Annotated in this window: 22 protein-coding genes and 1 pseudogene; 4 read left to right on the forward strand and 19 right to left on the reverse strand. The window is 38.0% G+C overall.

Annotation, left to right across the window (positions count from 1 at the left end; all coding sequences use genetic code 11):
- The first annotated feature begins 132 nt into the window (after positions 1-132).
- The gene (locus EV207_RS14110) at positions 133-708 is read left to right on the forward strand and encodes a sce7726 family protein (protein WP_132746801.1); all 576 of its coding nucleotides are present in this window, start codon (positions 133-135) and stop codon (positions 706-708) included.
- On the opposite strand, the gene EV207_RS14115 is transcribed toward EV207_RS14110, so the two are convergent.
- Together EV207_RS14115 and EV207_RS14120 are read right to left on the reverse strand one after the other, a co-directional pair.
- Positions 665-1,768, reverse strand: coding sequence for a beta family protein (locus EV207_RS14115; protein ID WP_165886952.1), 1,104 nt, complete (start codon positions 1,766-1,768; stop codon positions 665-667). The two genes, EV207_RS14110 and EV207_RS14115, sit on opposite strands and share 44 nt — an antisense overlap.
- A gap of 73 nt (positions 1,769-1,841) precedes the next feature.
- Positions 1,842-2,369: a M24 family metallopeptidase gene (locus EV207_RS14120; protein WP_243647089.1), complete on the reverse strand. Its 528-nt coding sequence runs from the start codon at positions 2,367-2,369 to the stop codon at positions 1,842-1,844.
- A 210-nt stretch (positions 2,370-2,579) separates the two neighbouring features.
- On the opposite strand from EV207_RS14120, the gene EV207_RS14125 reads away from it, so the two are divergent.
- Together EV207_RS14125 and EV207_RS14130 are read left to right on the forward strand one after the other, a co-directional pair.
- Complete coding sequence (locus EV207_RS14125) at positions 2,580-3,512, forward strand: DUF1672 family protein (RefSeq protein WP_132746804.1); 933 nt, start codon at positions 2,580-2,582, stop codon at positions 3,510-3,512.
- Positions 3,513-3,530: 18 nt separating this feature from the next.
- The gene (locus tag EV207_RS14130; RefSeq protein WP_132746805.1) at positions 3,531-5,624 is read left to right on the forward strand and encodes an SA1320 family protein; all 2,094 of its coding nucleotides are present in this window, start codon (positions 3,531-3,533) and stop codon (positions 5,622-5,624) included.
- A 179-nt stretch (positions 5,625-5,803) separates the two neighbouring features.
- Here the strand turns inward: EV207_RS14130 and EV207_RS14135 are convergent, their stop codons facing one another.
- The 4 genes from EV207_RS14135 to EV207_RS14150 form a co-directional block, all read right to left on the reverse strand.
- Positions 5,804-6,433, reverse strand: a complete 630-nt coding sequence (locus EV207_RS14135) for a WH2 domain-containing protein (RefSeq protein WP_132746806.1) — start codon at positions 6,431-6,433, stop codon at positions 5,804-5,806.
- A 12-nt stretch (positions 6,434-6,445) separates the two neighbouring features.
- A complete protein-coding gene (locus EV207_RS23490) occupies positions 6,446-7,702 on the reverse strand; it encodes a YHYH domain-containing protein (RefSeq protein WP_243647084.1) in 1,257 nt (418 codons plus the stop codon).
- Between the two features lie 167 nt (positions 7,703-7,869).
- On the reverse strand, positions 7,870-8,478 hold the full coding sequence (locus EV207_RS14145; protein ID WP_132746807.1) for a class D sortase: 609 nt from the start codon (positions 8,476-8,478) through the stop codon (positions 7,870-7,872).
- A gap of 76 nt (positions 8,479-8,554) precedes the next feature.
- A complete protein-coding gene (locus EV207_RS14150; protein WP_132746808.1) occupies positions 8,555-9,085 on the reverse strand; it encodes an LPXTG cell wall anchor domain-containing protein in 531 nt (176 codons plus the stop codon).
- A 401-nt stretch (positions 9,086-9,486) separates the two neighbouring features.
- On the opposite strand from EV207_RS14150, the gene EV207_RS14155 reads away from it, so the two are divergent.
- The gene (locus EV207_RS14155) at positions 9,487-9,753 is read left to right on the forward strand and encodes a helix-turn-helix domain-containing protein (RefSeq protein ID WP_165886953.1); all 267 of its coding nucleotides are present in this window, start codon (positions 9,487-9,489) and stop codon (positions 9,751-9,753) included.
- 86 nt (positions 9,754-9,839) lie between these two features.
- Here EV207_RS14155 and EV207_RS14160 read toward each other — a convergent pair whose 3' ends face one another.
- The 13 genes and pseudogenes from EV207_RS14160 to EV207_RS14220 all read right to left on the reverse strand — a co-directional run bounded on the left by EV207_RS14160 (position 9,840) and on the right by EV207_RS14220 (position 26,107).
- The gene (locus EV207_RS14160; RefSeq protein ID WP_132746810.1) at positions 9,840-10,085 is read right to left on the reverse strand and encodes a hypothetical protein; all 246 of its coding nucleotides are present in this window, start codon (positions 10,083-10,085) and stop codon (positions 9,840-9,842) included.
- Positions 10,086-10,185: 100 nt separating this feature from the next.
- Complete coding sequence (locus EV207_RS14165; protein ID WP_132746811.1) at positions 10,186-11,598, reverse strand: sodium:solute symporter family protein; 1,413 nt, start codon at positions 11,596-11,598, stop codon at positions 10,186-10,188.
- A 153-nt stretch (positions 11,599-11,751) separates the two neighbouring features.
- Positions 11,752-13,365, reverse strand: a complete 1,614-nt coding sequence (locus EV207_RS14170) for an N-acyl-D-amino-acid deacylase family protein (protein WP_132746812.1) — start codon at positions 13,363-13,365, stop codon at positions 11,752-11,754.
- Positions 13,358-14,578 (reverse strand): YgeY family selenium metabolism-linked hydrolase, encoded by a 1,221-nt coding sequence (locus EV207_RS14175; protein WP_207902958.1) that lies wholly within the window; start codon positions 14,576-14,578, stop codon positions 13,358-13,360. Before EV207_RS14175 ends, EV207_RS14170 begins: the two co-directional genes overlap by 8 nt.
- Before the next feature lie 100 nt (positions 14,579-14,678).
- Positions 14,679-15,908 (reverse strand): diaminopropionate ammonia-lyase, encoded by a 1,230-nt coding sequence (dpaL, locus tag EV207_RS14180; RefSeq protein WP_132746813.1) that lies wholly within the window; start codon positions 15,906-15,908, stop codon positions 14,679-14,681.
- A gap of 10 nt (positions 15,909-15,918) precedes the next feature.
- A complete protein-coding gene (locus EV207_RS14185; protein WP_132746814.1) occupies positions 15,919-16,299 on the reverse strand; it encodes a RidA family protein in 381 nt (126 codons plus the stop codon).
- Between the two features lie 190 nt (positions 16,300-16,489).
- Entirely contained in the window at positions 16,490-18,241 is a 1,752-nt protein-coding gene (locus tag EV207_RS14190) for a sigma-54-dependent Fis family transcriptional regulator (RefSeq protein ID WP_165886954.1), read from the reverse strand.
- A 172-nt stretch (positions 18,242-18,413) separates the two neighbouring features.
- Positions 18,414-19,427: a hypothetical protein gene (locus EV207_RS14195; protein WP_132746816.1), complete on the reverse strand. Its 1,014-nt coding sequence runs from the start codon at positions 19,425-19,427 to the stop codon at positions 18,414-18,416.
- A pseudogene (galE, locus tag EV207_RS14200) lies at positions 19,366-20,025 on the reverse strand (UDP-glucose 4-epimerase GalE); the annotation flags it as partial. The gene EV207_RS14195 and the pseudogene galE, both read right to left, overlap by 62 nt.
- 87 nt (positions 20,026-20,112) lie before the next feature.
- Complete coding sequence (locus EV207_RS14205; protein WP_132746817.1) at positions 20,113-21,492, reverse strand: O-antigen ligase family protein; 1,380 nt, start codon at positions 21,490-21,492, stop codon at positions 20,113-20,115.
- Positions 21,493-21,898: 406 nt separating this feature from the next.
- Positions 21,899-23,212, reverse strand: a complete 1,314-nt coding sequence (locus EV207_RS14210) for a lipopolysaccharide biosynthesis protein (protein WP_132746818.1) — start codon at positions 23,210-23,212, stop codon at positions 21,899-21,901.
- A gap of 308 nt (positions 23,213-23,520) precedes the next feature.
- Complete coding sequence (locus tag EV207_RS14215) at positions 23,521-24,840, reverse strand: nucleotide sugar dehydrogenase (RefSeq protein WP_132746819.1); 1,320 nt, start codon at positions 24,838-24,840, stop codon at positions 23,521-23,523.
- Positions 24,815-26,107, reverse strand: a complete 1,293-nt coding sequence (locus EV207_RS14220; RefSeq protein ID WP_132746820.1) for a glycosyltransferase family 4 protein — start codon at positions 26,105-26,107, stop codon at positions 24,815-24,817. Before EV207_RS14220 ends, EV207_RS14215 begins: the two co-directional genes overlap by 26 nt.
- Between the last annotated feature and the right edge of the window lies 1 nt (position 26,108).

Below are 26,108 nucleotides of genomic sequence, written 5' to 3' on the forward strand. Positions count from 1 at the left end.
TTTTTTCATTTATTTGATGCGTAACAGATATTGTGAAATCGCTTGATGGATAAGCATTTTCCGTCTTATTAAGGATTTTCTATGAATAATCTAGGTTATAATAAATTATTTTCTCTTTCGGGGGGTGATATCATGAGAAAATTAAAAGATCAGGATTTGAGGAACTTGTTATTAAAAGATCTTCATAATATATATCGAGATGACAATTCAACAAAAATAATTAATGAAATGGGCGTCCTTCACGGCCAATCACGAATAGATGTTGCAGTTATTAATGGCATTTTGCATGGTTTTGAAATTAAGAGTGAAAGCGATAACTTGCTCAGGTTGCCTTCTCAAATGGAAGATTATAATAAGGTATTTGATAAAATGACTATTGTGATACAACGGAACCATTTGAAAGAAGTTAGGGAAGTGATACCTAAATGGTGGGGTATCTGGTTGGTCACCTACTATCAAGGCGATTATAGAATTAGGGAAATCCGGAAAGGCAAAACCAACAATAATGTAGATCCTTATTCATTAAGTCATTTGTTATGGAGGGATGAGGCACTAGAAGTTTTAAAAGAAAGAGGCTTACAAAAAGGACTTTTAAGCAAGCCTCGGGAAGAATTATACGCCAAAATTTGCAATTCAATAAGCCTTAGTGAAATACAGGGAGCTGTTAATCGTTGGTTGAAGGTTCGTGAAGGTTGGCGAGCTCATTAACCACAAGTGTTAGATGATGATTTGTACCAACTTTCCTCCAGGTTTCGGCATTACCTGTTCTTTCAAGGCCATTGGCGCAGTTAAATATATAATCATCACCATAAGAATAATCCCTGCCACAATATATAGGATGAGAAACGACCCTTTCACACAAACCCCTCATTTGACCCCATTTTCCATGTTTAAAGCTGTTAACGGAATACCCCCTGAATATAAGGTATTCATTCTCAGTAGTATACCTAATGTTAGCTGCCATTTTCATAAACCTAGGGTTTATTTGGGTATATTCTGGATTAGAGATAATATAATCTCCAAAAGAAGGATATCTAGAAATTTTAGATTGTATGATGGATTTATATAATTGCCATTCTGATCTTGGTATACTGCCGTCGGTTCCTGTTTTAATTAAGGATAAGCTTTCAGGAATTGTTGTACCAACGAAACTTAATGTTCTCCAAGATTCAAGTTGCGGAAATGTTAAGAGGGATCCTATGACTAATCGGGATAATCTTGAGGTATACTTTGGATCTAATTCTTTGTAATCAACTATTATATCAATTTCTTGCGGCGGTAAATCAAATTTGTTAAAAATCTTTTCAATAACGGTTTCAATGTCCTCTATCTCATTATCATATAAACGAAGGCAAAATCCAGATTCGTATTTTGAAACAATCGAATTCATTGCAGCATAATAATTTGGTCCGTTATTATATTGTAAAACTGGAACGGCCGAAATGCCATCGGAATCAAGCAAGTTAAAGATATATTCGAGAGGATGTTGCCCGTCTTCCATTATTTCATCATCTTCTGGGCAGACTTGGGAGGCATCGATAAAAACAAGCCCTGAATTATTCCAAGAATTTTTGATTTGTTTGTTAATGTCCCCTAAATGTTCATCTAACGTCTTTTTAGGCATTTCCTTATCGAAGTCCCATTCTATTGGGGGGATTTCGATCACAGGAGTCATAGATTCTTTGATTGAATCGGTTAATTTTTCTAGTGCACTTTGCTCACCTCTCTTCCACCTTACTATTGGAACATAATGGTTTGCATTGAACATGGTCATTCCTCCTTTTTTTCAATAAAATATACGGGGGAAATCCCTATTGGTTTCAAATATTCAGTAAATAATTTTAATTGGTTAACAATATAGTAGACCTTATACACCGATTCCTATGGTTCCCAATACTCCGCTTATTATCAATTGGCTTTTCCGTTGCAGGTTGGGTGACACCGGATTTATATTCGGTACGGTAGCCCGAGCCCACTTCAGTCCCTTGCGTGCTCGACCAAGACCATTCACTGCCGCCGTAACGAATAGCTCTCTCTACTTCTCCGGCTACTTCATTTTCCTTAATGCCCGGTTCTAAGATATTCATCGCCGCTTCCATACCCAAATCCGCAATTCTAGCAGCATGCCGAAGATATTTTATTTCCGCATCGTCTTTTATAGCTAGTATATTATCGAGCATAGGTACAGCATTCACCCATTTTGCGGCGGGCAATAATTCTTGAAGAACAATATATTCATTCGCTAACAACAGACCCGGTGCCAATTGCTGAAGGACACTGTAAGTCGCTAAATGCCATTCTGAATTCCCTGCCAGCTGAATTTGGTTAGATGCTATAAATTCTAGATATGGACACAAGGACCTAAGCATTTCCACCCCAGCCCCTCCCTTCTTACCATCCTTTGCCCTATGCGAACGAAAATGGCAATTTAACGTTCACAAAGCCCTGACACTTCTTTATAATAAAGGGTGGATATAAGTGTAAATTTATCCTTTTTATACTCGCAATAACACATACATATTAAGAGCAAAGTTTTTTGGGATCCGAATGATCATCTTAGATTAGGAGGTTTTCACTCTATGAAACATAAGAAAAAGGTAATTGTACTTGGAATAGGATTAACATTGCTATTAGGGGGGTGCGGGGGCATGGATGGATCAAAGCATAAAGCAGACGGCAACGGCGATACTTCTGAAAATAAGACTAACGATAATGAATACATCAGTGTTCAGGACTATACGGGCCAGGGTTACGAGCTCAAAAATGGTGAAGCAACTGACAAAATCGCTGAAGCTCACAAGGATGAGATTGATAAGGCTGTTAAAAACTTTTTCCTAGATAAATATAAAACAAAGGTGGAGGTTCATAACATTGTTGGCAATAAAGACGGTGCCACGGTGTTTGTGGAATCTGTTGGTGAACCGCATTTTTACACATATGCCATTGTTCCGATAGATCGTGAAACCAAGCAAGTTAAGTATGATGGGGTTTGGTCACAAGAGGGGCAAGTTGAGGATGCCATTATGGGCGGTATTTTTGCCTTAATATTTGATAAAGAGATAGTTAATCTGAATAATTATTTAGACAGTATCGTGAAAAAATACCCTGTTACAGGAAAGTCAAAAGAGGCTATTGCAAATGTGAGTGCTACGGGATATAGTACTTCCTATTATTATATTACCACCTATGGCGATGTGTTTAACAAACTTTTAGAAGCTTATTTAAAAAACCCCAATCTCAGTAAAAAAGAATGGAAAAGACAATTTAATAGAACTTCCTACAAACCCAAGGGAGTTTTAATAACAATACAAATGTTTATGAAGGAAAAGGGTGTTAAACCCGATAAAAAAATATTAAATCAATTAGTATCTGATATTGAAAATAAAGATGGATTACCACGCGGATCTTATTCCATTCTACTAAATGACAATCGCATAAATAGAAAAACTGGAGATGGGACAAAAGACAACACCCTTGAGCATTCATATCCAAACGATATTATTAAAAAATAGAAAGAGAGGTTACCCTCAATGCCCCAAGATAAGGTTGACCCTGTGCATAATATAGAACTTATTAATAATGATAAAGATTTAGTTGAATTAGCGGGCTATCATGCGTATAAAACCCCGGCTAGGGATAAAAAGATTGTTGTTAACGGCTATAATTATCGTGTAATTGATATAAATTACAACGGGCGGGGCGGGTTAGATGCTTTGACTGTTGTCAATACCTCAACTGATGATATATCCATTGTCTTTGTAGGAACGGCTGATAATAAGGATAAAATTACCGATGCACAGCTTTTAAGCGACGTCCCCCCTGCACAGATAAAAGCCGCTAAAAAATATTTCAATGACATGAAAAACAAGTATGAAAAAAACGGCCATAGAATTACCTCCGTCACGGGTAATTCCCTTGGTGGCGGACTGGCGAACGCGGTGGGTATCGAGCATTCTGATGTAAAGGTCGTCACACTTAACCCTGCCCTGCTCCCTGATAATATGATCGACCCGGACAAATCTTATGACAACATTACCAATTACTTCAGCCAATATGACCCCCTGACATTGGCGGAGAAATCCGCGGGGTTGGGTGAACGGATTCCGGGTAAACATTATATTATTAACAACGGGATTGCTAAGTTTAGCAAACTCGGTACAAACCACACAGGGTATATACGAGGGGAAGGTAAGACTGGAGAAAAGGGGCAGTTTTACACCATTGGAGTTGAAGGTGAGCCGGGCTTCGGGAGAATTTATATTGCTGCTGATGATAGTATTGTGACGAGCATCTGGACGGGCAAGTCGCTATACAGGGGCGGATCGGGCAGGATTGATATTAACTACGAAACTCTGAATACACTTTCCATCGCCTTGCATGGCAATGTGACAGACAGATTGAAGCTTGTCCAGGAATATTTGGGCCATTCGGTGGCAATCGTCGATGAAGAACAGAGTCAATATAGACATCGTGTCTCATCGCTTCAAGAGACTTTCTCTGAAGCGATTGAAAGCTCTTTTGGCTATGGCATCGCGGTGTCGGAAAGCATGCTCAGGATGGCTGTTGATAAACTTATTTCTTTACTTAATGTTGCAGAAGGACACTGTAAGTCGCTAAATGCCATTCTGAATTCTCCGCCAGCTGAGTTAATTGAAAAGTTAACATCAACGGACATTAGTGTTGAAAGTATTTTTAGAGAATTAAAGGGGCATTTCTACAATCTCAAAGATCATATTGATGACTTTGCAGGCGCCATTAAACACACCATCCACGAAAAGGTCCCTGCCTTATTTGAAAATGAAAAATTTACAGATGCCATAGTTGGCGAATTAAAAGCTCACTATGACATCATTGCCAAGAATAAGGATGCTGTATTACATCAATTAACTGAATTTCAGGGCCAAGTCAAAGAAACAGCTGATGCGTTTAAAGACCGTGACGAAGGCCTAGCGGGTGCCATTAAAACGAATGCCTCTCCGGGAGAAACTAAAACCGTCCAGCGAGCAAATATTTATAAGATCGAAGAGTCTCCTTATATGCTGGAACATATGCGAATAAAGCAGCTATTCGTAGACTTCTCCTTCTCGAGATTTAAAAACGACACGCACGTGTTATTAATTCCGTTATTAAACATATTGGAAACCACACTTTTTACGATCGAAAACGGACTGGAAATATTGTCCGCAACGATTAAAGGAGCAGCCAAGATCGCTTTTCATGGTAATTTGGTAGGCTCACTGATAAGCAAATTTACTAGCTTTGATGACAAAATTAAAGGCGTTGTTAATAAGGCTTTAGAGCCGCTTGATGAAATTGCCGCTGATGTTGAAGGGATTAGAAATGCCGTCGGCAGCTTAATCACCGACTACCCCACTTTGCTCGCTAATTTCAAACCATACTTTGATAATGCCGCCTTTCAAATATCAAACTACCACAATGTCTATTTGTACAACCAGGCAGCTTTATCTATTCTGGAAGAGATGGCATTGCTCTTCAGTGATATCGTTAGTCAGCTTTCACATCATGAAGCGAAAGCGATCGACACACTGTGTGACATATCCAAGAGTGTTAAAGGAAATATGCAGCTTCTAGATGAGCAGATAGCGCGCGGGACACTCATTTAATTCTGACTGGGTTGTTCCGCGCAAGCTACCTTAGCTACGCCATAAAGGCCAACTTAGATAAATGGCATACCGCTTTCAAATTTACAAAGTTAACGATACTGCCAGTCCATAAATCAAAAAGTCTTTCGGTTGACGCTAACGCAACAGAGTTATAGTTTCCTTAAAAATTATTGCCTCTTTTATAACCCGCTTTTTTGAACAATAAATTCCCCGACACGGACCATTTGATCAGCATCATAAATTTCATCGAACTCTAATTTTTTCACGCCATATTGGATCTTCAGTTCCCTTTCTAACAGCCCATCCTTTTCCCAATTGACGGCTTTAATCGTCTGGTATCGGAATTTTTGCTGAAAGTCCAAATCCTTATTCGTAAACCACACTCTTTTATTTGTTACAATGAGATAGCCTTTGATTTCCTTTTTGCTGGACTTATCAAATTCACAGTTTAAGAAGGTTATCCCTTGTTCGTCTTCTTCAAAAACCTTATTAATAAGGTTCCGGAAAAATGGTTTGTTTGCCTTTACCTCATCATACTCGTACTTTGTGTAATCCAGGCTTTCGACAGCTACAACCTTTGAAAGAAGCGCTAAAACGTCATTGTGTTGCCTTTCTTTCTTTATCTCTCGCTGCCTCGCTTGTTCAGCAGCACGTTCTTTGGCCAAATTCTTTTTGGCTGCCTTTTCTTCTTCCTTCTTCAGTCTGTAGGTTGCTACCTTTTCCCGAACCTCTTCCGGATCTTGTTTTCTTGCCAGGACTTTGACGAACGCGTCCTCAACCTTATAACACACTTTTCTATAAACGCCCAATTGCCTTCCTCCCTACGAAACCATTTTTCTTGCGACATAGAGCCGGCGCGCCAGCCAGCTGGCTATAACAACAACAATCCCCAGCGAGGTTTGTACATTTTCTTTTTGCTGTTCCGATTCATATTCTTTAGCGCCTAACTTATAATAGTGTTTGTAAATCACTTTAGACGCTATGTATTTCTTAGGGACGTGAAGGGTTTCTCCGCTTGCTCCCATGTCATAAGCGGGCTGCCCAATTTTATCAACCCCGGTATTTGAATCAAAGCCTTCTTTATACCATTTAATGTATTTATCCTTCGGCAGATTAGGCTTCTTATATTCAAGCCTTTTAAAGGCGGCGTTATACCCTTTATCATAATAAATCTTTTTTAATTCCGTCTGACCTTTCTCGAAACCCTTATTATAAGCCTCAAGGTAACTTCCCTTTAAGTCATCCGTGACTTGGGTTTTATCATTTTGTCCCGCTTTATAGCCGAGAGCAAAGAGGCTATCTTTCTTTTTCTCATCCTTTTCTTTTATAGCCCTTTCAAATCCGGCAGCAAACGCCGATTCCAATGGCTCATTTCCTTTATACTTTGCCGGAATTTCCTTTTTGTCTTGTTTTCTGCCTAACGCATACCCGTCTTTTTCAGCCTTATCTTTCTCAGAACCTATCTTTTCGCTTCCTTCTTCATAACCTTTGTCGTAGCCCGTTTCATAGCCCTCTTTATAAGCCGCTGAACCCTTTGATATCACCGGATTCTTTTCATTTTGTTTATAACCGTCTCTTTTGCCTGCAGCGTAACCCGCGTTCTCACCATTTTCCTTGTCCCGGTCCGCATTTTGTTGTGCGATTTGTTCTGGGCTTCCATTAATTTTTGACGTGTCATAACCATCAGGTGCTTCACACGGAATACCATCGTCAACACTATTGCCCCAACCGTCCAGCCTTTCCGGATCGTTTGTTTTCGAATAACCTTTGGCGTTCCAGTATTCGACCACTGCGTCATAACTTGAGAAATCAGAGCAGTCTTTATCTGATGATTGTTGTGACGATGATGGTGTTGATGTTGTTGAAGATGATGGCGAACTTGGCGTAGAATTGCCGTCGGACGATGACTCCCCTCCGCCTTTGTGGTAATGGTATCCCGTACACAGTCCCTTCGCCTTCGACTTTTCAGAGCAATTATGTCCCCCATTGCTGTCTAACCTGCCCGGATGCCCCTCTGCCATTTCCTGAAATGAAAAGAACACTAAAAATAAAACCAGCAAAGCAAAAATCCCTTTCACTTTACATCCCCTTTCTCTACAGAGTTTATTGAATAGTCATAATTTTATTTTATCTGACCTATGACTATTGATATAGTGAATTTTTACCTATTTATTAAAACTTTTAACAGATTTGAAAAAGGGGAGATATAGTAACCCATTGTTCAGAACCTTTAGTTTAATTCAACTTAACCCACCTTCACCAGCCCTGACTGAATAATATACCGATATGGCGCATCACCGACAAATTTAAAAGGATAACAGGTCGAGATCGTTAATGAAGGTTTATCTTTTTTTACAACTACGGTTTTATCATCGGCCTTTGTGATAAATATTTTTTGGATTTGATAGACGTATTCCCGGCCTTTGTAGTCCAAATAAATAAGATCACCAATCCTTGAATCTCCCATCTCAGTAAAAACGGTATCTCTGTGACCGGCCAATAATATATGCCCGGTTTTATCCGGAGTAACCGTCCATTGGCTATCATGCATACCCACGCCCTGTTTTAATGTGTCAGGTCCTGTTCCCCAATAGACGGGATATTTCTGCTTAATTGAAGGAACTTTTAATATCCCTATTTTCTCGCCTTTTGTTAAATGTTCCGCGTGGCTTTCTCCTGGTACCTCAGTTAATCTCTTTTTAACCGTTCTATCATACTTTAAATAGTGATTTAATTCGTCATGGCTCATGGACTGGATCGCCTGTCTTTGCTCCCACCAATTATAACCACTTATTAAAACGACTGCGATCCCTATTATAAGTAACAGTAATCCTATAAATTTAACTTTTGTCATAGATTTCTCCCCCAAAGTTAATAGGCAGGCTATGTCTATAACCTGCCTATCATGGAATGGAAAAGCTACTCTTTTTTTAATTCACAGCCCTTTTTCGGAAAAATAATAAAGCACCTAAGAATGCAATTATCGCACCAACCAGAATCATGGTCGGATAATGAGTAGCTGTATTAGGCAGACTGCCTCCTTCATCGTTATCGGAGGAAGTGCTTGAGCTATCTGTGTTACTTTTATCATCGCTTGTGTTTGCTGCAGTTTTATCTGATGTGTTGTCTTTTGAAGTTGTTGCCTTGTCGTCGGAAGTTGATGCTTTATCATCCTTATCAGACTTATCAGCCTTTTTAGATGCTAGGAATGCATTATACTCATCTTTTGACACTTCACAAGGAATGCCATCGTCTACTTTGTTTCCCCAGCCATCAAGTCTCTCAGGATCATTTTCAGCAGTATAATGATGTGAATACCAATATTCCATAACTGCCTTGTGGTCACCAGAAAAATCTTTACAATCTTTGTCCCCTGCAGCATCAGCTGTATTGATATTATTAAACATAACGAATGTCAAAAAGGCAAGGCTTAATAGACTGGTTAAAAACTTTTTAGCCATTTCGTCAAATCTCCCCTATTATCTTCACATTTCCATTCCATATTACAAATATTACGTATTAATTACAATTACAACAACATACTTTTTTCCTATTTTTTCTTGTTTCTTGAAATTAATATAGAATTTTGTGAATATGGCATAAAAAGATTGCCCTATTTTCCTGTGCAAGGATAGTCATAACATTTGATGGTGTTAATCCGCTTAATTACACCACTAACGCTGTTTGATCAATGACTAAAATCGTCTAAGATAATACTTCTATAAATCCTAGTCTTTCGCCCTTAGATCAGTACGCAAAAAATAAATTTTCGCAATATGTAAATATATACCTCTTTATGGTCTGTAGACTGTGTTCAGTTCCTTTCAGAAAATGGATAATGTTGCTAAAAAGGAGCAGGACTTTGGACACAGGAGAGCAACGATTAAGACAAGCTATTGGAAAAACGATTAGGGCAAGGCGATTAATGAAGAACTTAACAATAGAAAGACTTGCAGACCGCTCAAACGTGGATGATAAATATTTAAGCGAGCTTGAGCGAGGCAAGAAGAACATCACTCTGAAAACCCTTTTCAAACTTGCCGCCGGTCTCGATTTGGATAATCCTAGTGAACTTCTGGACGATGCCAAACGGGAAGCTTATCCCCACATGAGGAATGAGAGGAACTAAAGCCTTTCCTCTTCTTCCCTTTCCCAACATCACGCCGATGCAAGAAACCAATAGCCATCACAATCCCAAGCGTGTCAATACCCATGTCAAGTATTCGCCCATTTCGGTAAACACGGCGAATAGGATGGAAATTCCGACCTTTTGGTTTGTTGAAAAGTGTTTTTTAATATGACCTTGGTAACAGAGTTCTTAGTGTCAGGCAATACAATTTCATCAAAAATATAACCCCCAGCTAGGACAATTGTGACAACGGCATTGCCCTCATAATTCGGGTAGCCACAACCTGCAAAGGCGGAAACAACAACCACAATCACCTCAACACCAATATTCACTTGAAAACTCAACAGTATTAAAAAAACCCACTAAGCCGGATATAGTCCGGCTCAATAGGTTTACTTCGGGTGGCCTTATACTTTGAAAGTCATTAACAAATCAGACATTAAATTGATCTTCCGAGTTGTATGCCGAAGGAGCAGTGGGGACTCCTCTATTTAACTCTATTCTATTAACTATTACGAAGGTTACAAGACTGGCAATACATCCGGCAATTACTGCCATGATTCCGAATGGTTCTTTAGCTAATTGCCATCCAAGCCCCACGATCGTTCCGAAAACAATAGAGTACAAACCCGCTTTTGGCGTAACCTTATCCCATAGCAGCCCCAGTAGATAAGCAGCAAATGGGCCAGTCGAACGAAGCGTAAACGCAAAAACAAGTAATGGAATAATTTGTTGACTAAATAATGAAATTCCGATTGCCAATATACCAGATAACACAACTATTAATTTACTTAATTTAAGCTCTTTATCAGGATTAACCGGCCTCTTTAAAACTGTACTATGAATATCTTTGACATAGACACTTGCAACAGCAAGTAAATTTCCTGAAGCACTGGACAATGTAGCTGAAATAACTCCGGAAAGAAGAATACCGGAAATAAGTGGTGGTAATAGTTTGACAGAAACAGTAGCTAAGGCATCATTTGCGTTTATAGCGGGGAACACTGATAAAGCAATTAAACCTAAAACAGCAGGGATGAATGCATATAATGTCATAAGGATGCCGCATAATAGGGAACCTGCAACAGCCACCTTCTGATTCTTAGCAGAATAATAACGCTGTACCGCTTCCTGTCCTGTTGAAAAGGTCATAAAATACATTAATGTCAACCCAATAATGGTCCCCCATCCAATCTTTGTGAAGCCCAACTGTTCTTTAGGAATATTCGAAAATACAGTATCAACTCCTCCCGCATTGTGGAAGGCAAACGGGACCGCAATAGCAAAGCCAATAACGATGATAAAAAATTGAACAAAGTCAGTAAGGGTGACACTCCACATTCCGCCCAGATAGGTGTAAAATACAACGCCCAAACCAACTATTAAAATAGCCCAAGTTAAATCAAAGCCCGTTAAAATATGAACAATGGAGGCGGTTGCAGTAATTTGGACAGCAGCTAGAGCAATAGATGCTATGAAAGATAAGAAACTAGAAATGGCATAACTGCCTTTACCATATCTCCTTCCAATTATTTCTGGCACTGTTGTAGCCATTGCTTTACGCATATACGGAGCAACAAAGGCTACTAGCAAAATACCAACTCCAGCCGCTACAACATACCAGCCAGCGGAAAGGCCCCAATCTCCGTATGCTTTAGACGCAACGCCGACTGAGCTACCGCCTCCAATCTCAGTGGCTGCCAGTGTCCCCGCTAGCATTATTGGACCTAAGCGACGGCCAGCGAGATGATAATCATTGCTATCTTTGATCTTAGTTTTTGCATATAAACCAATTCCAATCATGGCAGCCATATAAACAATAATAATTGTCCAAATAATCCCCATAAATCATCCTCCTTATTAAGCCAAATAATTGGCTTAAATGGTTAGAGACCAATTGATAGCTTACTCCCTTGTTAGAGAACCTAATGTTACAATATCCCCTCTTTGTCTTTGATCTTTACCCATAATCCCCTCCCAATTCGTTTTAAATTAATTTTATACTTTCAGTGGCTCAACTTGATAACTTCTTCGGATAACTTCTCCTGCTGGTTTTCTATAGGCTTCTTTTCCTTGTATAACCACTTCCCCATTCACAATTACCGTATCAATTCCAGCATTAAACTGACGTGGATTTTCAAACGTTGCGTGATCAATAATTTGATCCGGATCGAATATAACAATATCAGCTGCCAATCCTTCTCTCAAAATCCCTCTATCTTGTAAACCAATAATTCTAGCAGGCTGAGAGGTCATCCGGCGAATCATACCTTCTAATGGAAGAACTTTTTCCTCTCTTACGTATTTTCCTAGAATACGAGGGAAAGAGCCGTATGCCCTTGGATGTGGCTCACCACCTAATAAGCCGTCACTTCCGATTGTTCCTGCTGGATGGGCAAGAATGTCTTTGACAGACTTTTCATTCATAACAAAGTCAATCATCCCAACGCCATTTTTCTCATGGAGAATTAAATCAAGTGCAACCTCTACACAATTGTCACGTTGATCTAATTCAGCAATTTGTTTAACTGATTTCCCTACACAATATTGCTTTGTTTCAGACTCTACCGAAGTAATAATAATTCCATCCCAGCCGGCCCATTTCGACATGCTGTCCCATCCCTTGAATCCAGTTGCCATCTCTCGCATCATTTTTTCCTTAAGTTCACTGTCCTCCAAACGTTGCAACAGCTGATCCGTACCGCCAGCATGCACCCAAGGAGGAAGAATAGCACTCAACATCGTACTTCCAGCAGTATATGGGTACTGGTCAAACGTAATTTCAAGCCCTTCTTCACGGGCCTGGTCAATCTTCTTTAATACATCCGGTGTCTTATGCCAGTTATCTTTTCCACAGTTTTTTAGATGTGAAAAATGGAGATGGGCACCTACCCTTTTCATCATGTCAACAAGTTCTTGCATAGATTCTAAAATCTCATCGCCTTCACTTCTTTGATGGATAACAAGAGGTACCCCATACTCCGCGATGACTTCACATAAGGCTTCCAATTCTTTCATTTCAGCAAAACAGCACGGCGGGTAAATTAATCCCGTCGATAAACCAACGGCTCCCTCGTCAAGTGAACGGCGGAGAACATGCTGCATTTGCTTAATTTCCTCATCGGTAGCAGGTCTGTTATCGAGACCCATCACTTCCATTCTGATATTCCCATGCGGCGCAAGAACAGCTAAGTTATAACTTGGTTTATTTTCTTCAATTTTATTTAAGTAATCCGAAACGGTTACCCAATCCCATTCAATTGGAGGGCTTCCGTCTAATCCTGCTAAATTCTTTCTCCAAGTGGACACAAAGTCTTTTGGCAGCGGTGCGGCAGCAATACCATCTTGACCAAGCAAGTCAGTTGTAATACCCTGACGCACCTTTGCTTCAATCAACGGCTCATCCAGAATCACCAAATCTGAATGGGTATGCATATCAATAAAACCAGGAGTTACGACTTGATGTTGCACATCAACCTCCTTTTTTGCTTGGCAATTTGTTAATTTGCCTATCTTAGCTATTTTTCCACCTTTTATAGCAAGGTCCCCGTAATACCATGGAGATCCAGTACCATCAATAATTTTCCCATTCCGAATGATAAGGTCATACATTTTTAATCGTCTCCTCTTTTTTTGATTGAATAGATGTTAACGCTCTCATAATTCCCGTATATCCTTCTGTTGCTTTCACTATTTGTTCGATCTCGATGTACTCATCATCCACATGGGCTTGAGATTCTAACGAAGGGCCAAATCCAATTGTTGGAATGTTGGCTTCACCAGCAAAATGGCTTCCATTTGTACAGAAGGAATAATGGGATAGCTCTGTTTGAAGTCCAATAGCAGACAATTCCTTTAATGGAAGCTGAACGAAATCCTTTTCATCCTCATATAACCAGCCTGGGAAAAATCGTTCGCCACTGATCAGAGCTCCTGTATAACAGTGTTCCTCACCGTAAGCATATTTAACAGTTGCTTTAAAACTAGGGTCCTCAGATTGAAGCTTGTCAATTAATTGCTGAATTGTCGCTAATACAGATTCTTTGGTTTCTCCAACTAACAAACGGCGGTCAAAAGTAGCCGTACATAATGACGGAACAACGGAAGCACCAGGATAAGGTGATGATTTAATATCTGTTAACTCAAGAATTCCTTTTCCCAAAGTCTCATCTTCTGCTACAGGTAATTCTCGAATTTTTGCAATCAGTTTCACCATCTGATAAACAGCATTATTTCCTTTTTCGGGATTAGAGGAATGAGCTGGTTTTCCAATCGTTTCAACGACGATTTCCGCACGGCCTCGTTGGCCGCGATTTAATTTTAAATGGGTTGCTTCACCAATCACGACATAATCCGGATGAATAATTTCGCTTATTCTTCTTGTAGAAACGCCTTCAAAGCACTCTTCATGAACACTGCATGAAACAATCACTTTACCAGGAAACGATTTGTCAGTATCCTCCGCAAAATTCACTGCGGCAGCAATCATAGCACTGACTGCGCCCTTCATATCAGAGGTTCCACGCCCATATATTTTTCCATCCTTGATTTCCCCTGAATATGGATCTACAGTCCACCGCTCCTCAGTAACCGGAACTGTATCAATATGACCGTCAAGCAATACAGTCGGCCCTTCATTCTTCCCTTTCATCACCAGCATCACATTTCCAAGTTCATCCACAATAACATCATCAAAGCCGTTTTGCTCTGCATGGCTTTTAATTTCCTTTGCCACTAAATTTTCTTCACCTGAATAGCTTTTCAATCTTACTAATGTCTGACAAAGATTAACCACTTTTTGTTTTCTTTCTTCTGACAACATCATTTCTTCCCCCTTGCCATTATGATTAATTTAAAGAAAAGAGCAGTTCTTTGCTTTCAACTTTCTAATAGAAAGAAGCAGAAGAGCCGCCCCGCACCACTCCTTATTTAAGTGGGCAGCTTCCCTCCCAAACCACCTTTCTGTAATGCACCGGATCAGTATCTCCTTCTGTACTTATGAGCAGGATTCGGGATTCGGAATCCAGTGATAACTCCACACATACTTTCTGATTTTCTTTAAACTTTCGTAAATAATAGAGTAAGCCAAGTGGTGCTGAACCTGATTCACCCGAGACTACATGAGGGTCATCCTTCATTGGACTTCCATAAATTCTCATCCCTAAAGCTGCTATGCTGTCATCGCATGAAAAGGCGGCTTTTGCATATTGCTTTAAAATCCGAAAAGCTCTAGTATTTGGTTCGCCGCACGCAAGACCTGCCATAATCGTATCCATCATTCCTGTAACAGTTTCCCGTTTACCTTCTTTATTAGCAAATGACTTATAGTAGCAATCAGCTTGATCAGGCTCGACAACCACTACAATAGGAGGATTCCCTTGATAATGTTGTACCATATATGCAGTAATTGCAGCTGCGAACGAACCAACTCCGGCCTGAAGAAAGATGTGCGTCGGCTGTTCCCCTCCATCTCTCAGGAGCTGCTCAACAATTTCTTTCCCCATGGAGGCATATCCCTGCATAATCCAAAGCGGAATATGATCATAACCTTTCCAAGCCGTATCTTGAACCATAATCCAGCCGTTTTCGGTTGCGACGTCCGCGCACATTCTGACAGCATCGTCATAATTTAATTCAGTAATATGAGCTACGGCACCTTCATTTCGAATGGCTTCAAGGCGAACCCTTGCGGAGCCCTTTGGCATATAGATAACCGACCGATGACCAAGTTCTCTTGCTGCCCAGGCTACTCCTCTGCCATGATTTCCATCCGTCGCGGAAATAAAGGTCAATTCACCTAACTCTTCTTTTACTCTTGGAGATTGTAATTCTTGAAATGAAAGCTCCTCTATTTTCTTGCCTAATCTGTCAGCAAGGTATTTACCGACTGCATAGATTCCACCCATCACCTTAAAGGCATTAAGCCCAAATCGGTATGATTCATCCTTCACTCTTATATCAGCAACATCTAAATACTCAGCAAGATTCTTCAGGTGGGATAATGGTGTTTCGGAGTAGTCATTATGCGTTTTTTGGAAATCATAAACACCTTTAATCTTCTTTTCTTGAAAAAAATGCAATTCCTGATCGTTATATACAGGGTCATAAAATACATTTTTGACCCATTTAATATCCGACTTAATAGTATTCTGCATGATTGGCCCCCTATTTTTTTATAGCTATTACCTCTATTTCTATTAGCGCACCTTTCGGTATCGCTGCTACCTCAACACAGCTTCTTGCCGGTTTATGAGTTGTAAAATACGAACCATATACTTCGTTTACACTTTGAAAGGTTTCAATTGAATCAAGGAAAATGGTCGTCTTTACAACATCCTCCAACCTAAGATGTAATTCAGATAATAAGCCGGAAATATTCTTCATAATCTGGTTTGTTTGCTCCGCGGCATTAAGACCTACGATTTCTTCTGTTTCACGATCTAATGGCAGCATCCCTGATAAAAAAACGAATTCGTTTGCAATAACAACTTGAGAATAGGGGCCAACTGCAGCTGGTGCTTTATTTGATTGGATTTGCTGTATCATTTCGTCATTCCTCCCTTTGGCTTATACATATAAATAATGCAATATTCATGCCAAAGTGATGAACCTTAAATTAGAGCGTTTTTTTAAAACAAGGAGAGACCATTTTTGTATCAATTTGATACTTAACCAGCACAATAATTTAAATAATCAGATCAATGCTGATAAAAAATCAAAAAGTATCAAATTGAGATTAAGTCTCAATTTGATACTTTTTGATTTTCCTAAATAAAGTTGCTCTTCCTATTCCCAACAATTTGCTAGCTTCCTCAATATTGAGATCTTGACTTTGTACATACTGAAGTGCTTTTTTAATTAGCTCTTCCTCCATGTCAACTAAAGAAAAAGATGGGGAAGCAAGCGGAAGACTCTTTTTGTCAATTTCTAATTTCCTATGGATTAGTTCTGCCGCAACTTCCATGGTAACCCATCCGTTAGAGATAAAGTTAAATAAATATTCTATGAAATTTTTTAGTTCTCGGACATTACCCTTCCAAGGATATTTTACAATTAAATTTTTCACATCCCTTCCAAGCCCTAATACATTTGCATGGAAATAATCATTAAAATAGGAAACATAGTATTCACTAAGTGCAAGAATATCTTCTTTTCTGCTTCTAAGTGGCGGTATCACGATAGGAATGACATTTAAGCGAAAAAATAAATCCTCTCTGAAAGTTTTGTTGTTGACCATCTCCTGAAGATCCTTATTAGTTGCAGCAATCACACGTACATCCACAGGTATAGGAAGGGTTCCACCAAGACGTTCAATTTCCCTCTGCTGAAGAACGCGTAATAATTTCACCTGCAACAGCTGGGGCATTTCTCCAATTTCATCCAAAAATATTGTACCATTTTGAGCTAATTCAAACTTACCTACTTTACCCTTATTATTTGCTCCTGTAAATGCCCCTCTGTCATATCCGAATAATTCACTCTCTAACAGATTTTCTGGAATTGCACCACAATTGACAGTAATAAAAGGATTTTCTTTCCTCATACTAGAAAAGTGAATAGCTTTAGCAAACTCTTCCTTACCAGTTCCGCTTTCCCCTTGAATTAAAATGGTAGAATCTGATTGAGAAACTCTGTAGGCATATTCTTTTACCTCTATAATTTGTGCGCTGACTCCGATAATTCGATTAAACGGTTTTCTTTGTTCTTCTGTTGCCATTTCTGCCAGATTTCGAATATCATTGACATCCTGAAGACTAATAAGATACTCAGGCTCCCCAACAGAAGACAGCATTTGTTTTGTTAAATATAAAGATTTTTCGCCCTCGTTCGTGATAAGAGTGACCGTTTGTTTGGAAAGCGCTTCATCCCAAACAAATTCTCTGAGTAACTTTTGTACCTTTTGCGGGGCAAATTTGTCCTCTATTTCCAATAGTAGCTCCGCTTTCAGATTCATTTCACTTATCTTCCCTTTATCATTAATTACAATCATTCCCTCATTTACAAGGTTCATCAACTTGACCATTTTTTCTGAAGTCCTTGTAAGCTGCTCAAGTGAGTAGTGTACATGTAATTTACTTGAAAGAAGATCGGCCATTTTTCCTAAAAAGGTTAAGATCCCTTCCTTATTTTCAAAAAGGCGCTTCCTTTGTTCTTCATTAAACGCTAGTAGCCCGATTACACCAATTGCTCTATTTTTATATGTAATAGGCGTACTGATCTCTCCTGTTTCAGAACAATTTTGATAGAATCTACACCGTTCACAAACTGCGTCGAACCCCGGATTGGTTACGATAACTGCCTGCCCCGTTCGTATAGCGGATTGATAGGCCAAGTCCCCTTCCATTTTGTGAAGAACACTCACCTTTTGTTCCCCAGTCCCTGCCACCCTTATAAAACGGTGATTAGCAATTTCGACCTCAATCTTTAATACAGCTGCTATTGCATCAGCAATACTTTGGACGATAGGTTGAATATCCATCAAATCCATATTCACACCTCCAAATGTAGTTTGCATAATTTTATTAGACTTCGGATCATACTCGGAATTCTAGCATAATAGAGTATTTTGATACATACCCAAAGCTTCTATGTTTATAAGACTTAACTATATTTTCAGTTAACTTGGTTCGGAAAGATTGCCCTCAAATAGAGCAAATCAATCAAGCACCTTCTTTAATCTCAAACTTCGTACTCGCGAGTCCAATGACTTCTTTCGTTGGATCATTATCCTTAAACTGAACTGCTGTTACCGTGTATATCCCCGGCTTTAGCAAATCACCTTCTAGATCAAGTGTTGTTGCTGTCTCTTCACCGACTTGCTCAGCCTGGACAAACTTTTTATTTACATAGATATAGGTTTGTTTATCCCCTTCGAAGTTGGACAAATCAATATCAGTCTGGGTAAAGGATGTATTCTTGTCCACAAACAATACCGGCACATTGCCATTTTCCGATGACCCCGCCGGTGTTTCAATGACAACCTTCCCATTTCCTTTTGCTGTGGTATCGGATGGGAAAGGATACTTGCTTTTCTTTTCCGAAGCCGCTTGTTCCTTCATCTGCTTTTTAACTGCCTCCGGAACGGGCGTTTTAAAATTTGACCTAAGATCTTTAAATGCCTTCCTCATCTCTTGGTCACTCGATTCCGGTGAATAGCTGAACAGAACCTTATGATTCATCACCGCAAAAATAGATTCATGCAACTCCTTGTTGTCATCCAGGCTATGCAATAAAACAAGAGTTGCCTCCTTGCCGTCTTCTTTCTGTTTAATGGATTCAATCACTTTATAATCTGATTTTTTATCCTCCGGTGGCGCAGCAGCACCTAATTTATAAATATCCTTCGTTTCATCCGCTACATAATCATCCACTGCCTTAACGCGGGTATCCTCATCCTCGCTGTCGTAGCCAGCGATAAACTTCAACACCATCTTCTCATCGGCATTTAAATGCTTTTTACCTTTTGAAGCCTCAGCCTTCTTCTCTTCCGTCTCATTCTTCTTGTTATTACTTGATGTCTTATCTGAACCACAGCCAGCTAAGACTACACCAAATAACAAAACTGCAGCTAATGCAAAAATTAACTTTTTCAATTCTCTTTCTCTCGCTTCCCTAATTTCTTTTATCTGAATACCCCTCTGGATGCCCCTGATGCCATCCCCAAGCCGACTCAATAATATCCTCCAACTTATATTGCGGCATCCAGCCTATATCCGCTTTTGCCTTATCCGATGATGCAACAAACTTAGCCGGATCTCCCCGCGCGCCGATCGGCATACTCAATCGTTGTCTTAATGCCCGTGACCTTTTCGCAGGCTGCTATAATTTCCTTAACAGAATAACCTTCACCGATTCCTAGGTTATAAATTTCATTCTTATGTGTACCATTTAACAGAGCTTCGAGCCCTAATATATGAGCCTGCGCAAGATCAGTCACGTGGATATAATCGCGGATACAAGAGCCATCCGGTGCATCATAATCAGTTCCAAATATCGATATCTTTTCACGCTTGCCTTGCAAATGCTGAAGAACCAATGGAATCAAATGTGTTTCCGGGTGGTGATCCTCGCCTATCAAACCACTATCATTAGCCCCGCTGCATTAAAATAGCGGAAAACCACATAGGAAAGATCATAGGCAGTAGAAAAGTCAGCCAAACATTGCTCCACCATTAACTTTGACTTTCCATATGGATTGATTGGCTGAGTTGGGCTGGCCTCCGTAATAACGTCCACTTTCGGAACCCCGTAGGTCGCTGCTGTTGATGAAAACCTTTTCTTCTCTAATACTCGAGTAATTTATATACCGAATTTTAACAGTATCAAAGATACGCTTCAAACATCCAATTAAATGGAAATCTACACATCCTGATCCCATTTAGTTTTTACCTGGTTATTCCTTAAATCGTTCTGCCGTAACATTTTACCTATAAAGAAGCCCGTTAATATCCAATAAAGTGACCCTTGAATAGCAACCAAATATGCTTCTTGAGTCATACCGAATATTATAAAACCAAAGGTAAAGAGCAATAGAAATAGTGCATCAGTATAGTTTCTTTTAAAGTTAACAAAGCAAAAAAGGATAATTGACCCAATTAGGATGATCCACAATATAAGTCCTACGACTCCGACTTCCACTAATAAACGTACATATTGGTTATCTGCTTGCAACGTAAACGATCCTACAATAACCTGCATAAAACCCTTGCCATTACCGAAAATATATCCTATTGTGTCGCTATGAGAAAGGTAATTACCCCAATGGTTTAATCTTGTGTCAGTGCCTTCCTCAATACGAGAAAAACGATCAAATATTGAAGTCCCCAAAGTTGCAAATAGCTTATACCCTAGGGGAATAATAGCTGAAGATAAATAAATTGCAATAAATATCTTTTTATAATTCCATTTTTTCCTACATAAAGAAATAAACAGATAAAGTAAAAACGTTACTATCAAAACAAGGGTTGCTGTTCTTGAAATGGTTGCAACTGTAAGAATTGCTGATATACACGAACCAACTGAAAGAAAAAGTGAATGGCTTCGTTTTTCAGCTGTCGAACTCATGTACATAAGAAATATAGTTATGATAAAAAATACAACACCTGATTGACTTGGGTTTTGCACACTAATAATTCCAATCCCGTAATATCCTCGAATATTTCCGGTGACCAATTGGAATAATCCCCACAAGATTGTGATTAACGATGCTATGAAAAATGTCTTTCTAACTTTACTAGAGAATCCTTCCTTATTTCTGGCTAGGTAGTAAAAAGCTATGAAATAAATAAAATATTGTATTTCTTTAATAAAAAATAACAAATAGATTGACTGAAGATGATCAAATACAACTCTTACCAAGCTAATAAACAGGCTATATATTAAATAAGCAAACACCCATTTTATTATTGGCGGCGCATTTAACGCTCTTTTCCTTCCATATACAAATGTAAAGATCAAACCTAAAGTAAGAAAGATAACTATAAAATCGTCCAACCTAAAACCTATTCCAGAAAGTGATATCCCAGGAATAAGGATTAAGCTCAATATTAAAAACTGGCTAAAAAGAGATAACATTTTGTTCCTTTTTACCACCGTAAACACAAAAAATAGCACCGATATAAACAAAGAAATGCCTATTATAAAAAAATCCATTGTGCCATATACTGACAAAACACCTATCGATATAGACACAAATAAAGCTAGAAGCAGTGATAATATGTTGTTTTTTTCTAGAATCATTATTTAATTAGCCCCTTTTATCACCAGTTAATATTTTACTATGTTTTGCTTGTTAGCCACGCCATTATTAATTACCTCCTGGAAAGAAAATTTGCTTTTTATATTGGAACGTTCCCTATACCCGGTCAGAGGATTAATAGTAACCAAGTATCATGGCTTATTCCGTATTATTTGAACGGAGAATAAATACCTGGAAACTTCGGTAATAACAGAAACACTATAAGCTACATCGAGATAGACAAGGGGGTCCGCTCACGTAGGAATCCAAATGAATCAAGCTAGTTTCTAAAATCAGTGTCCAAGTTTGCTTCCAAAAAAAATTTCCACTTATTAATTATACCTATGATAACTGTAAAAATTTGATAGTAGAACTATATTAATTCATCATTCCTTTGAGTTTTAATCATTATAAATAACTATTTTTATTTTGTTGTTTAACCAACTTCCTTACATTAAAAAAAATTAAAAGTAAAAGCAAAATATATGATATTGACATAGCCAGTCCATATAAGGAAATTGCTATCTCTACACCCGCCCCAATATACTTTGGTAAAAAAAATGCAGAGAAAACTAGTGTTATCCTTATTATTTGCCAAATCAATTGTTGCACCTGACTCCCCAATAGTTCCAATGTCTGTGATACAGGCGAAACAATAAATTCCATTAAATACATTACACCTAAAAGTTGTACAAATACTCCTGTTTTATACCAAGAATCCCCAAAGATAAAAGCAAACATTTTGGGACCGAAAAATATTAAAAGCAAGGTTGGTAAAATTCCAATTAAAAATAATCTTTTAGTTGTAACTATTAAAAGCCCTTTTAATTTATCTGGTGAATTCTTTGCTAAGACAGGTACCTCACTAATATACACTTGGGTTACAGCTTTACCAAGCAAGGCTATAGGAGCCCCAACTACCCTACTTCCAAGAGAATACCATCCAACTACGCTTGAACCATATAAAGGTGCCAAAACAAGGGGGGGAAGTTGAAGACCGACAACATTAAAAAAACCTGACCAACTTGAAATTAAAGGGAAATTTTTATATTTTAAAGCTACATATATCCCTTTTTTAAATTTAAACTGTTTTAGGTAATCAAGACCGTCCTTCAAAACTGCCTTTCCTAAAGCACCACTCCCCGCAATTCTTCCAAATGCATCTCCAATCAATAATCCAATTGGCCCACTCGACATTACACCAATAAGCAATTGAGTTATAGACATCCCTAAGCTTTGACTAAACTTCGTCTTTGCTATTTTTCCATACTCTTTCTTTCTTATAGCCCAGTAACTTAAGACATTGTAAACCCCTAATCCAAAAACGCTTATTGGAAGGATATACATATATGGTATCAAGGATACAGCGTTTAAATAGGTAAATAGTGCATCTCCAAGGATAAATAAGAATACGAATAACAAAAGGGTTAATAGAAAGTTTAGAATTAACGCTAATACTACCACGTGTAATGCTTCTTTATCATCTTCAGGTAATAAAATTGCTAATTCATATCTAAATGAAGAATTGACGCCTATAATTGCAATAGCAGAGGTGAAAATTGCCATCACTCCAAAATCTATTGGTCCATAAATTCTTGATAGAACAGGGGAGATTATAAATAATATCAACTGACCCAAAGCAGTTCCACCAACCAATAGAATAATATTTTTAAGAAAATTATTTGATTTAAACTTCTTAATAATTTTGTGATGTAATTTCATTTTTAAATACCATATGACATTAGACCCAAACCAAACTATTGTTTTTTTCGTTCTTCACATGCCCTAATTTAAATTCTTTCGCTTGGTTTAAATCTTTATATGCATTCCTTGTTCTATAGTTATAAATCTTTTCATAGTTAAAATTACTATGAAAATTAATAATTAATCTCGATGAATCTCTATTTTATCTACTTACATTTGAAGGTATCTTAGTGTTGAATTGGATATATTCGGATTAAAAAGGTAAAAAATTATCTTATTTGAAACTTCCATTTTATAGGTAGTATTCTTGTTTTAAATCCACTAACTTAAAGTCTCCAATAACTATAACCACTCTTTTCAATCTCTTCCTTTTTAAGCATACTTTTCACGTCAATAATTACTTGCTCTTGACTATTAAAGTCCCCAAACATTCCATCTATCTGTTCTATACTCATATTCTTAAATTCCTCATGAGCTACGGCAAATACAATGCAATCAGCATCTTTTACATCTTTTAATCGAGCTAAGTCAATACCGTATTCGCACTTTGCATCATATGCATCAGCATGAGGATCAACAATTAAAGGCTCAATACTATACTCATTCAATCCTTTTATAATATCTACAACTTTTGAATTTCTTATATCAGGGCAATTCTCTTTAAAGGTAACTCCAAGAATAACCACATTAGCTTGTTTTACTACCTTATTAGCTAGAATTAACTTTTTAATAATTGAATCGACAATAAATTCTCCCATTCCATCATTAATCTTTCTTCCTGACAAAGTAATCTGACTGTGGTACCCTAATCTTTCAGCCTCATAAACAAAATAATAAGGGTCCACTCCTATACAATGACCCCCAACAAGTCCTGGATAGAATTTAAGTGCATTCCATTTTGTATTCATAGCTTCAATAACATCGATGGTGTCAATACCCATGCGATCGAACACCATGGCAAGTTCATTCATAAAGGCTATGTTAATATCGCGTTGGCTATTCTCAACAACTTTAGCAGCCTCGGCAACTTTTATAGAACTTGCTTTATGGACACCAGCTTCAATTACTAATTTATATATCTTAGCTATTTCTTCTAGGGTCTCACTATCCATACCCGAAACTATTTTAATAATCTTTTCAAGCGTATGAACTTTATCACCAGGGTTAATACGTTCTGGGGAATAACCAACTTTAAAATCAGTACCACATTTTAGTCCGGATTCCTTTTCAAGAATTGGAATACATATATCTTCTGTAACCCCAGGATAAACAGTAGATTCATAAACGACTATTGACCCCTTGGTAAGATTGCGACCAACAATAGTACTAGCTCCCTCTACTGGTGTAAGGTCTGGTGTCTTATCAGAGTTAATTGGGGTTGGAACAGCGACAACATGAAACTTTGCTTCTTTAAGTCTTGTTTCATCTGAGGTAAAATCTACCGTAGTCTGTTTGATTGACTCATTTCCTACCTCATTTGTAGGATCAATGCCTGAATTATATAGTTCTATCTTCTTTTCATTTAAGTCAAATCCAATAACATCAACTTTCTTTGCAAATGCAACAGCTAATGGCATTCCTACATAACCTAATCCGACCACTGAAATTCTTTCTTGATTATTAACTATTTTTTCGTACAAGTTCAATTGATGCTTCCCCTCTTTCATTTACACATTCGATAATATTAATCAGTTTCTTCGTTAATCTATTAAAATCAAATTCATAGGCAGCTTTACGAGCATTTTTCCCCATTAAATTATTCCTACTCTCATTACTACAAGCTGTAATTACAGCTTTAGCAATCTCTTCGGCATTTTGTACGGGAGCACTAATTCCGCAGTCAAATTTTTCACAAATACTATAACCAGTTGAATATGTTTGAACAATAGCTTTCCCAGCTGCTAAATACTCAAAAAATTTATTCTGACTTTGACCATATTTATCAAGTGAAGTACTTGAATTATGAAGTATATTTATATAAGCCCTTGTGAGTATGGAAGGCACATATTTTTTTTCAACGCGTCCCTTAAATATTATATTTTTAATATTCTCCTCTTCACAGCGCTTTTTAAGTACATTACTTTCATCACCATCTCCGTATATTAAAAATCTAATGTCTTTCCTTCCTTGATATTGAATTATTTTTGCAGCATCCAATAACAATCCAAGGTTGTTAACTTTCCTAATAGAACCGGTATACACAACATTTTTGTAACCTTTATTATCCAAATCCGAATCACTTATATTGTAATCTTCACTATTATTGTCGAATGTACTGATTACTACTCCATTGCTTATATGCTTAACCTTTGTTAAATCAATTTTTCTCTCCCAGCCTTGGTTGATAATATAATCTTTACCGCCTGCCCATGTCATGATGACAGAGTCGGCTTTCCTATATATCCATTTTTCGCCCTGGTATAAAACTTTTGCGATAACACTACTTCTTCTTAAAGCACCATACGCTACAATGCTCTCCGGCCATAAATCCCTTACTTCACAGATACATGGGATATTAAACTTCTTTGCTATTTTAATCCCTGCTACTAGGGTAAGGGGGTGAACACTTGAAGCTAAGATCACATCTGGTTTACCGTAAATTTCAGCGTAATCTTTAGCTACAGGAAAAAGTTTATTATAGAAGGTAATCATGTTCTTAACACGTTGTTTCCCGTTATTTAAATAACTAGGTGTTTCAACAAACACGAATGGTATGTTGTTTAAAGTATCTGTAATAAATTTGTTGTTTTTTGTATCTATATTTTCATTTGAATTATGAACAGTAGACGCACAAAAAATAGTTGGGCTATATCCTCTTTTAATTAAATTTTCCGCAAACCAATAATGCCTACCTGCTTGGTCTTTATACATATTTGTTGCATAATGATTCCATATCCAAATATTTTTTTGCATC

It is taken from the genome of Scopulibacillus darangshiensis (assembly GCF_004341035.1).
GTDB lineage: Bacteria > Bacillota > Bacilli > Bacillales > Sporolactobacillaceae > Scopulibacillus > Scopulibacillus darangshiensis.

What these genes read in the sequence shown, in the direction of transcription:
- EV207_RS14115 (WP_165886952.1), bottom strand. Translation starts at nt 1,768, where the DNA reads ATGTTCAATGCAAACCATTATGTTCCAATAGTAAGGTGGAAGAGAGGT.
- EV207_RS14120 (WP_243647089.1), bottom strand. Translation starts at nt 2,369, where the DNA reads ATGCTTAGGTCCTTGTGTCCATATCTAGAATTTATAGCATCTAACCAA.
- EV207_RS14130 (WP_132746805.1), top strand. Translation starts at nt 3,531, where the DNA reads ATGCCCCAAGATAAGGTTGACCCTGTGCATAATATAGAACTTATTAAT.
- EV207_RS14175 (WP_207902958.1), bottom strand. Translation starts at nt 14,578, where the DNA reads ATGATGTTGTCAGAAGAAAGAAAACAAAAAGTGGTTAATCTTTGTCAG.
- EV207_RS14170 (WP_132746812.1), bottom strand. Translation starts at nt 13,365, where the DNA reads ATGTATGACCTTATCATTCGGAATGGGAAAATTATTGATGGTACTGGA.
- dpaL (WP_132746813.1), bottom strand. Translation starts at nt 15,908, where the DNA reads ATGCAGAATACTATTAAGTCGGATATTAAATGGGTCAAAAATGTATTT.
- EV207_RS14220 (WP_132746820.1), bottom strand. Translation starts at nt 26,107, where the DNA reads ATGCAAAAAAATATTTGGATATGGAATCATTATGCAACAAATATGTAT.
- EV207_RS14150 (WP_132746808.1), bottom strand. Translation starts at nt 9,085, where the DNA reads ATGGCTAAAAAGTTTTTAACCAGTCTATTAAGCCTTGCCTTTTTGACA.
- EV207_RS14165 (WP_132746811.1), bottom strand. Translation starts at nt 11,598, where the DNA reads ATGGGGATTATTTGGACAATTATTATTGTTTATATGGCTGCCATGATT.
- EV207_RS14110 (WP_132746801.1), top strand. Translation starts at nt 133, where the DNA reads ATGAGAAAATTAAAAGATCAGGATTTGAGGAACTTGTTATTAAAAGAT.
- EV207_RS14210 (WP_132746818.1), bottom strand. Translation starts at nt 23,212, where the DNA reads ATGAAATTACATCACAAAATTATTAAGAAGTTTAAATCAAATAATTTT.
- EV207_RS14145 (WP_132746807.1), bottom strand. Translation starts at nt 8,478, where the DNA reads ATGACAAAAGTTAAATTTATAGGATTACTGTTACTTATAATAGGGATC.
- EV207_RS14190 (WP_165886954.1), bottom strand. Translation starts at nt 18,241, where the DNA reads ATGGATTTGATGGATATTCAACCTATCGTCCAAAGTATTGCTGATGCA.
- EV207_RS14205 (WP_132746817.1), bottom strand. Translation starts at nt 21,492, where the DNA reads ATGATTCTAGAAAAAAACAACATATTATCACTGCTTCTAGCTTTATTT.
- EV207_RS14125 (WP_132746804.1), top strand. Translation starts at nt 2,580, where the DNA reads ATGAAACATAAGAAAAAGGTAATTGTACTTGGAATAGGATTAACATTG.
- EV207_RS14185 (WP_132746814.1), bottom strand. Translation starts at nt 16,299, where the DNA reads ATGATACAGCAAATCCAATCAAATAAAGCACCAGCTGCAGTTGGCCCC.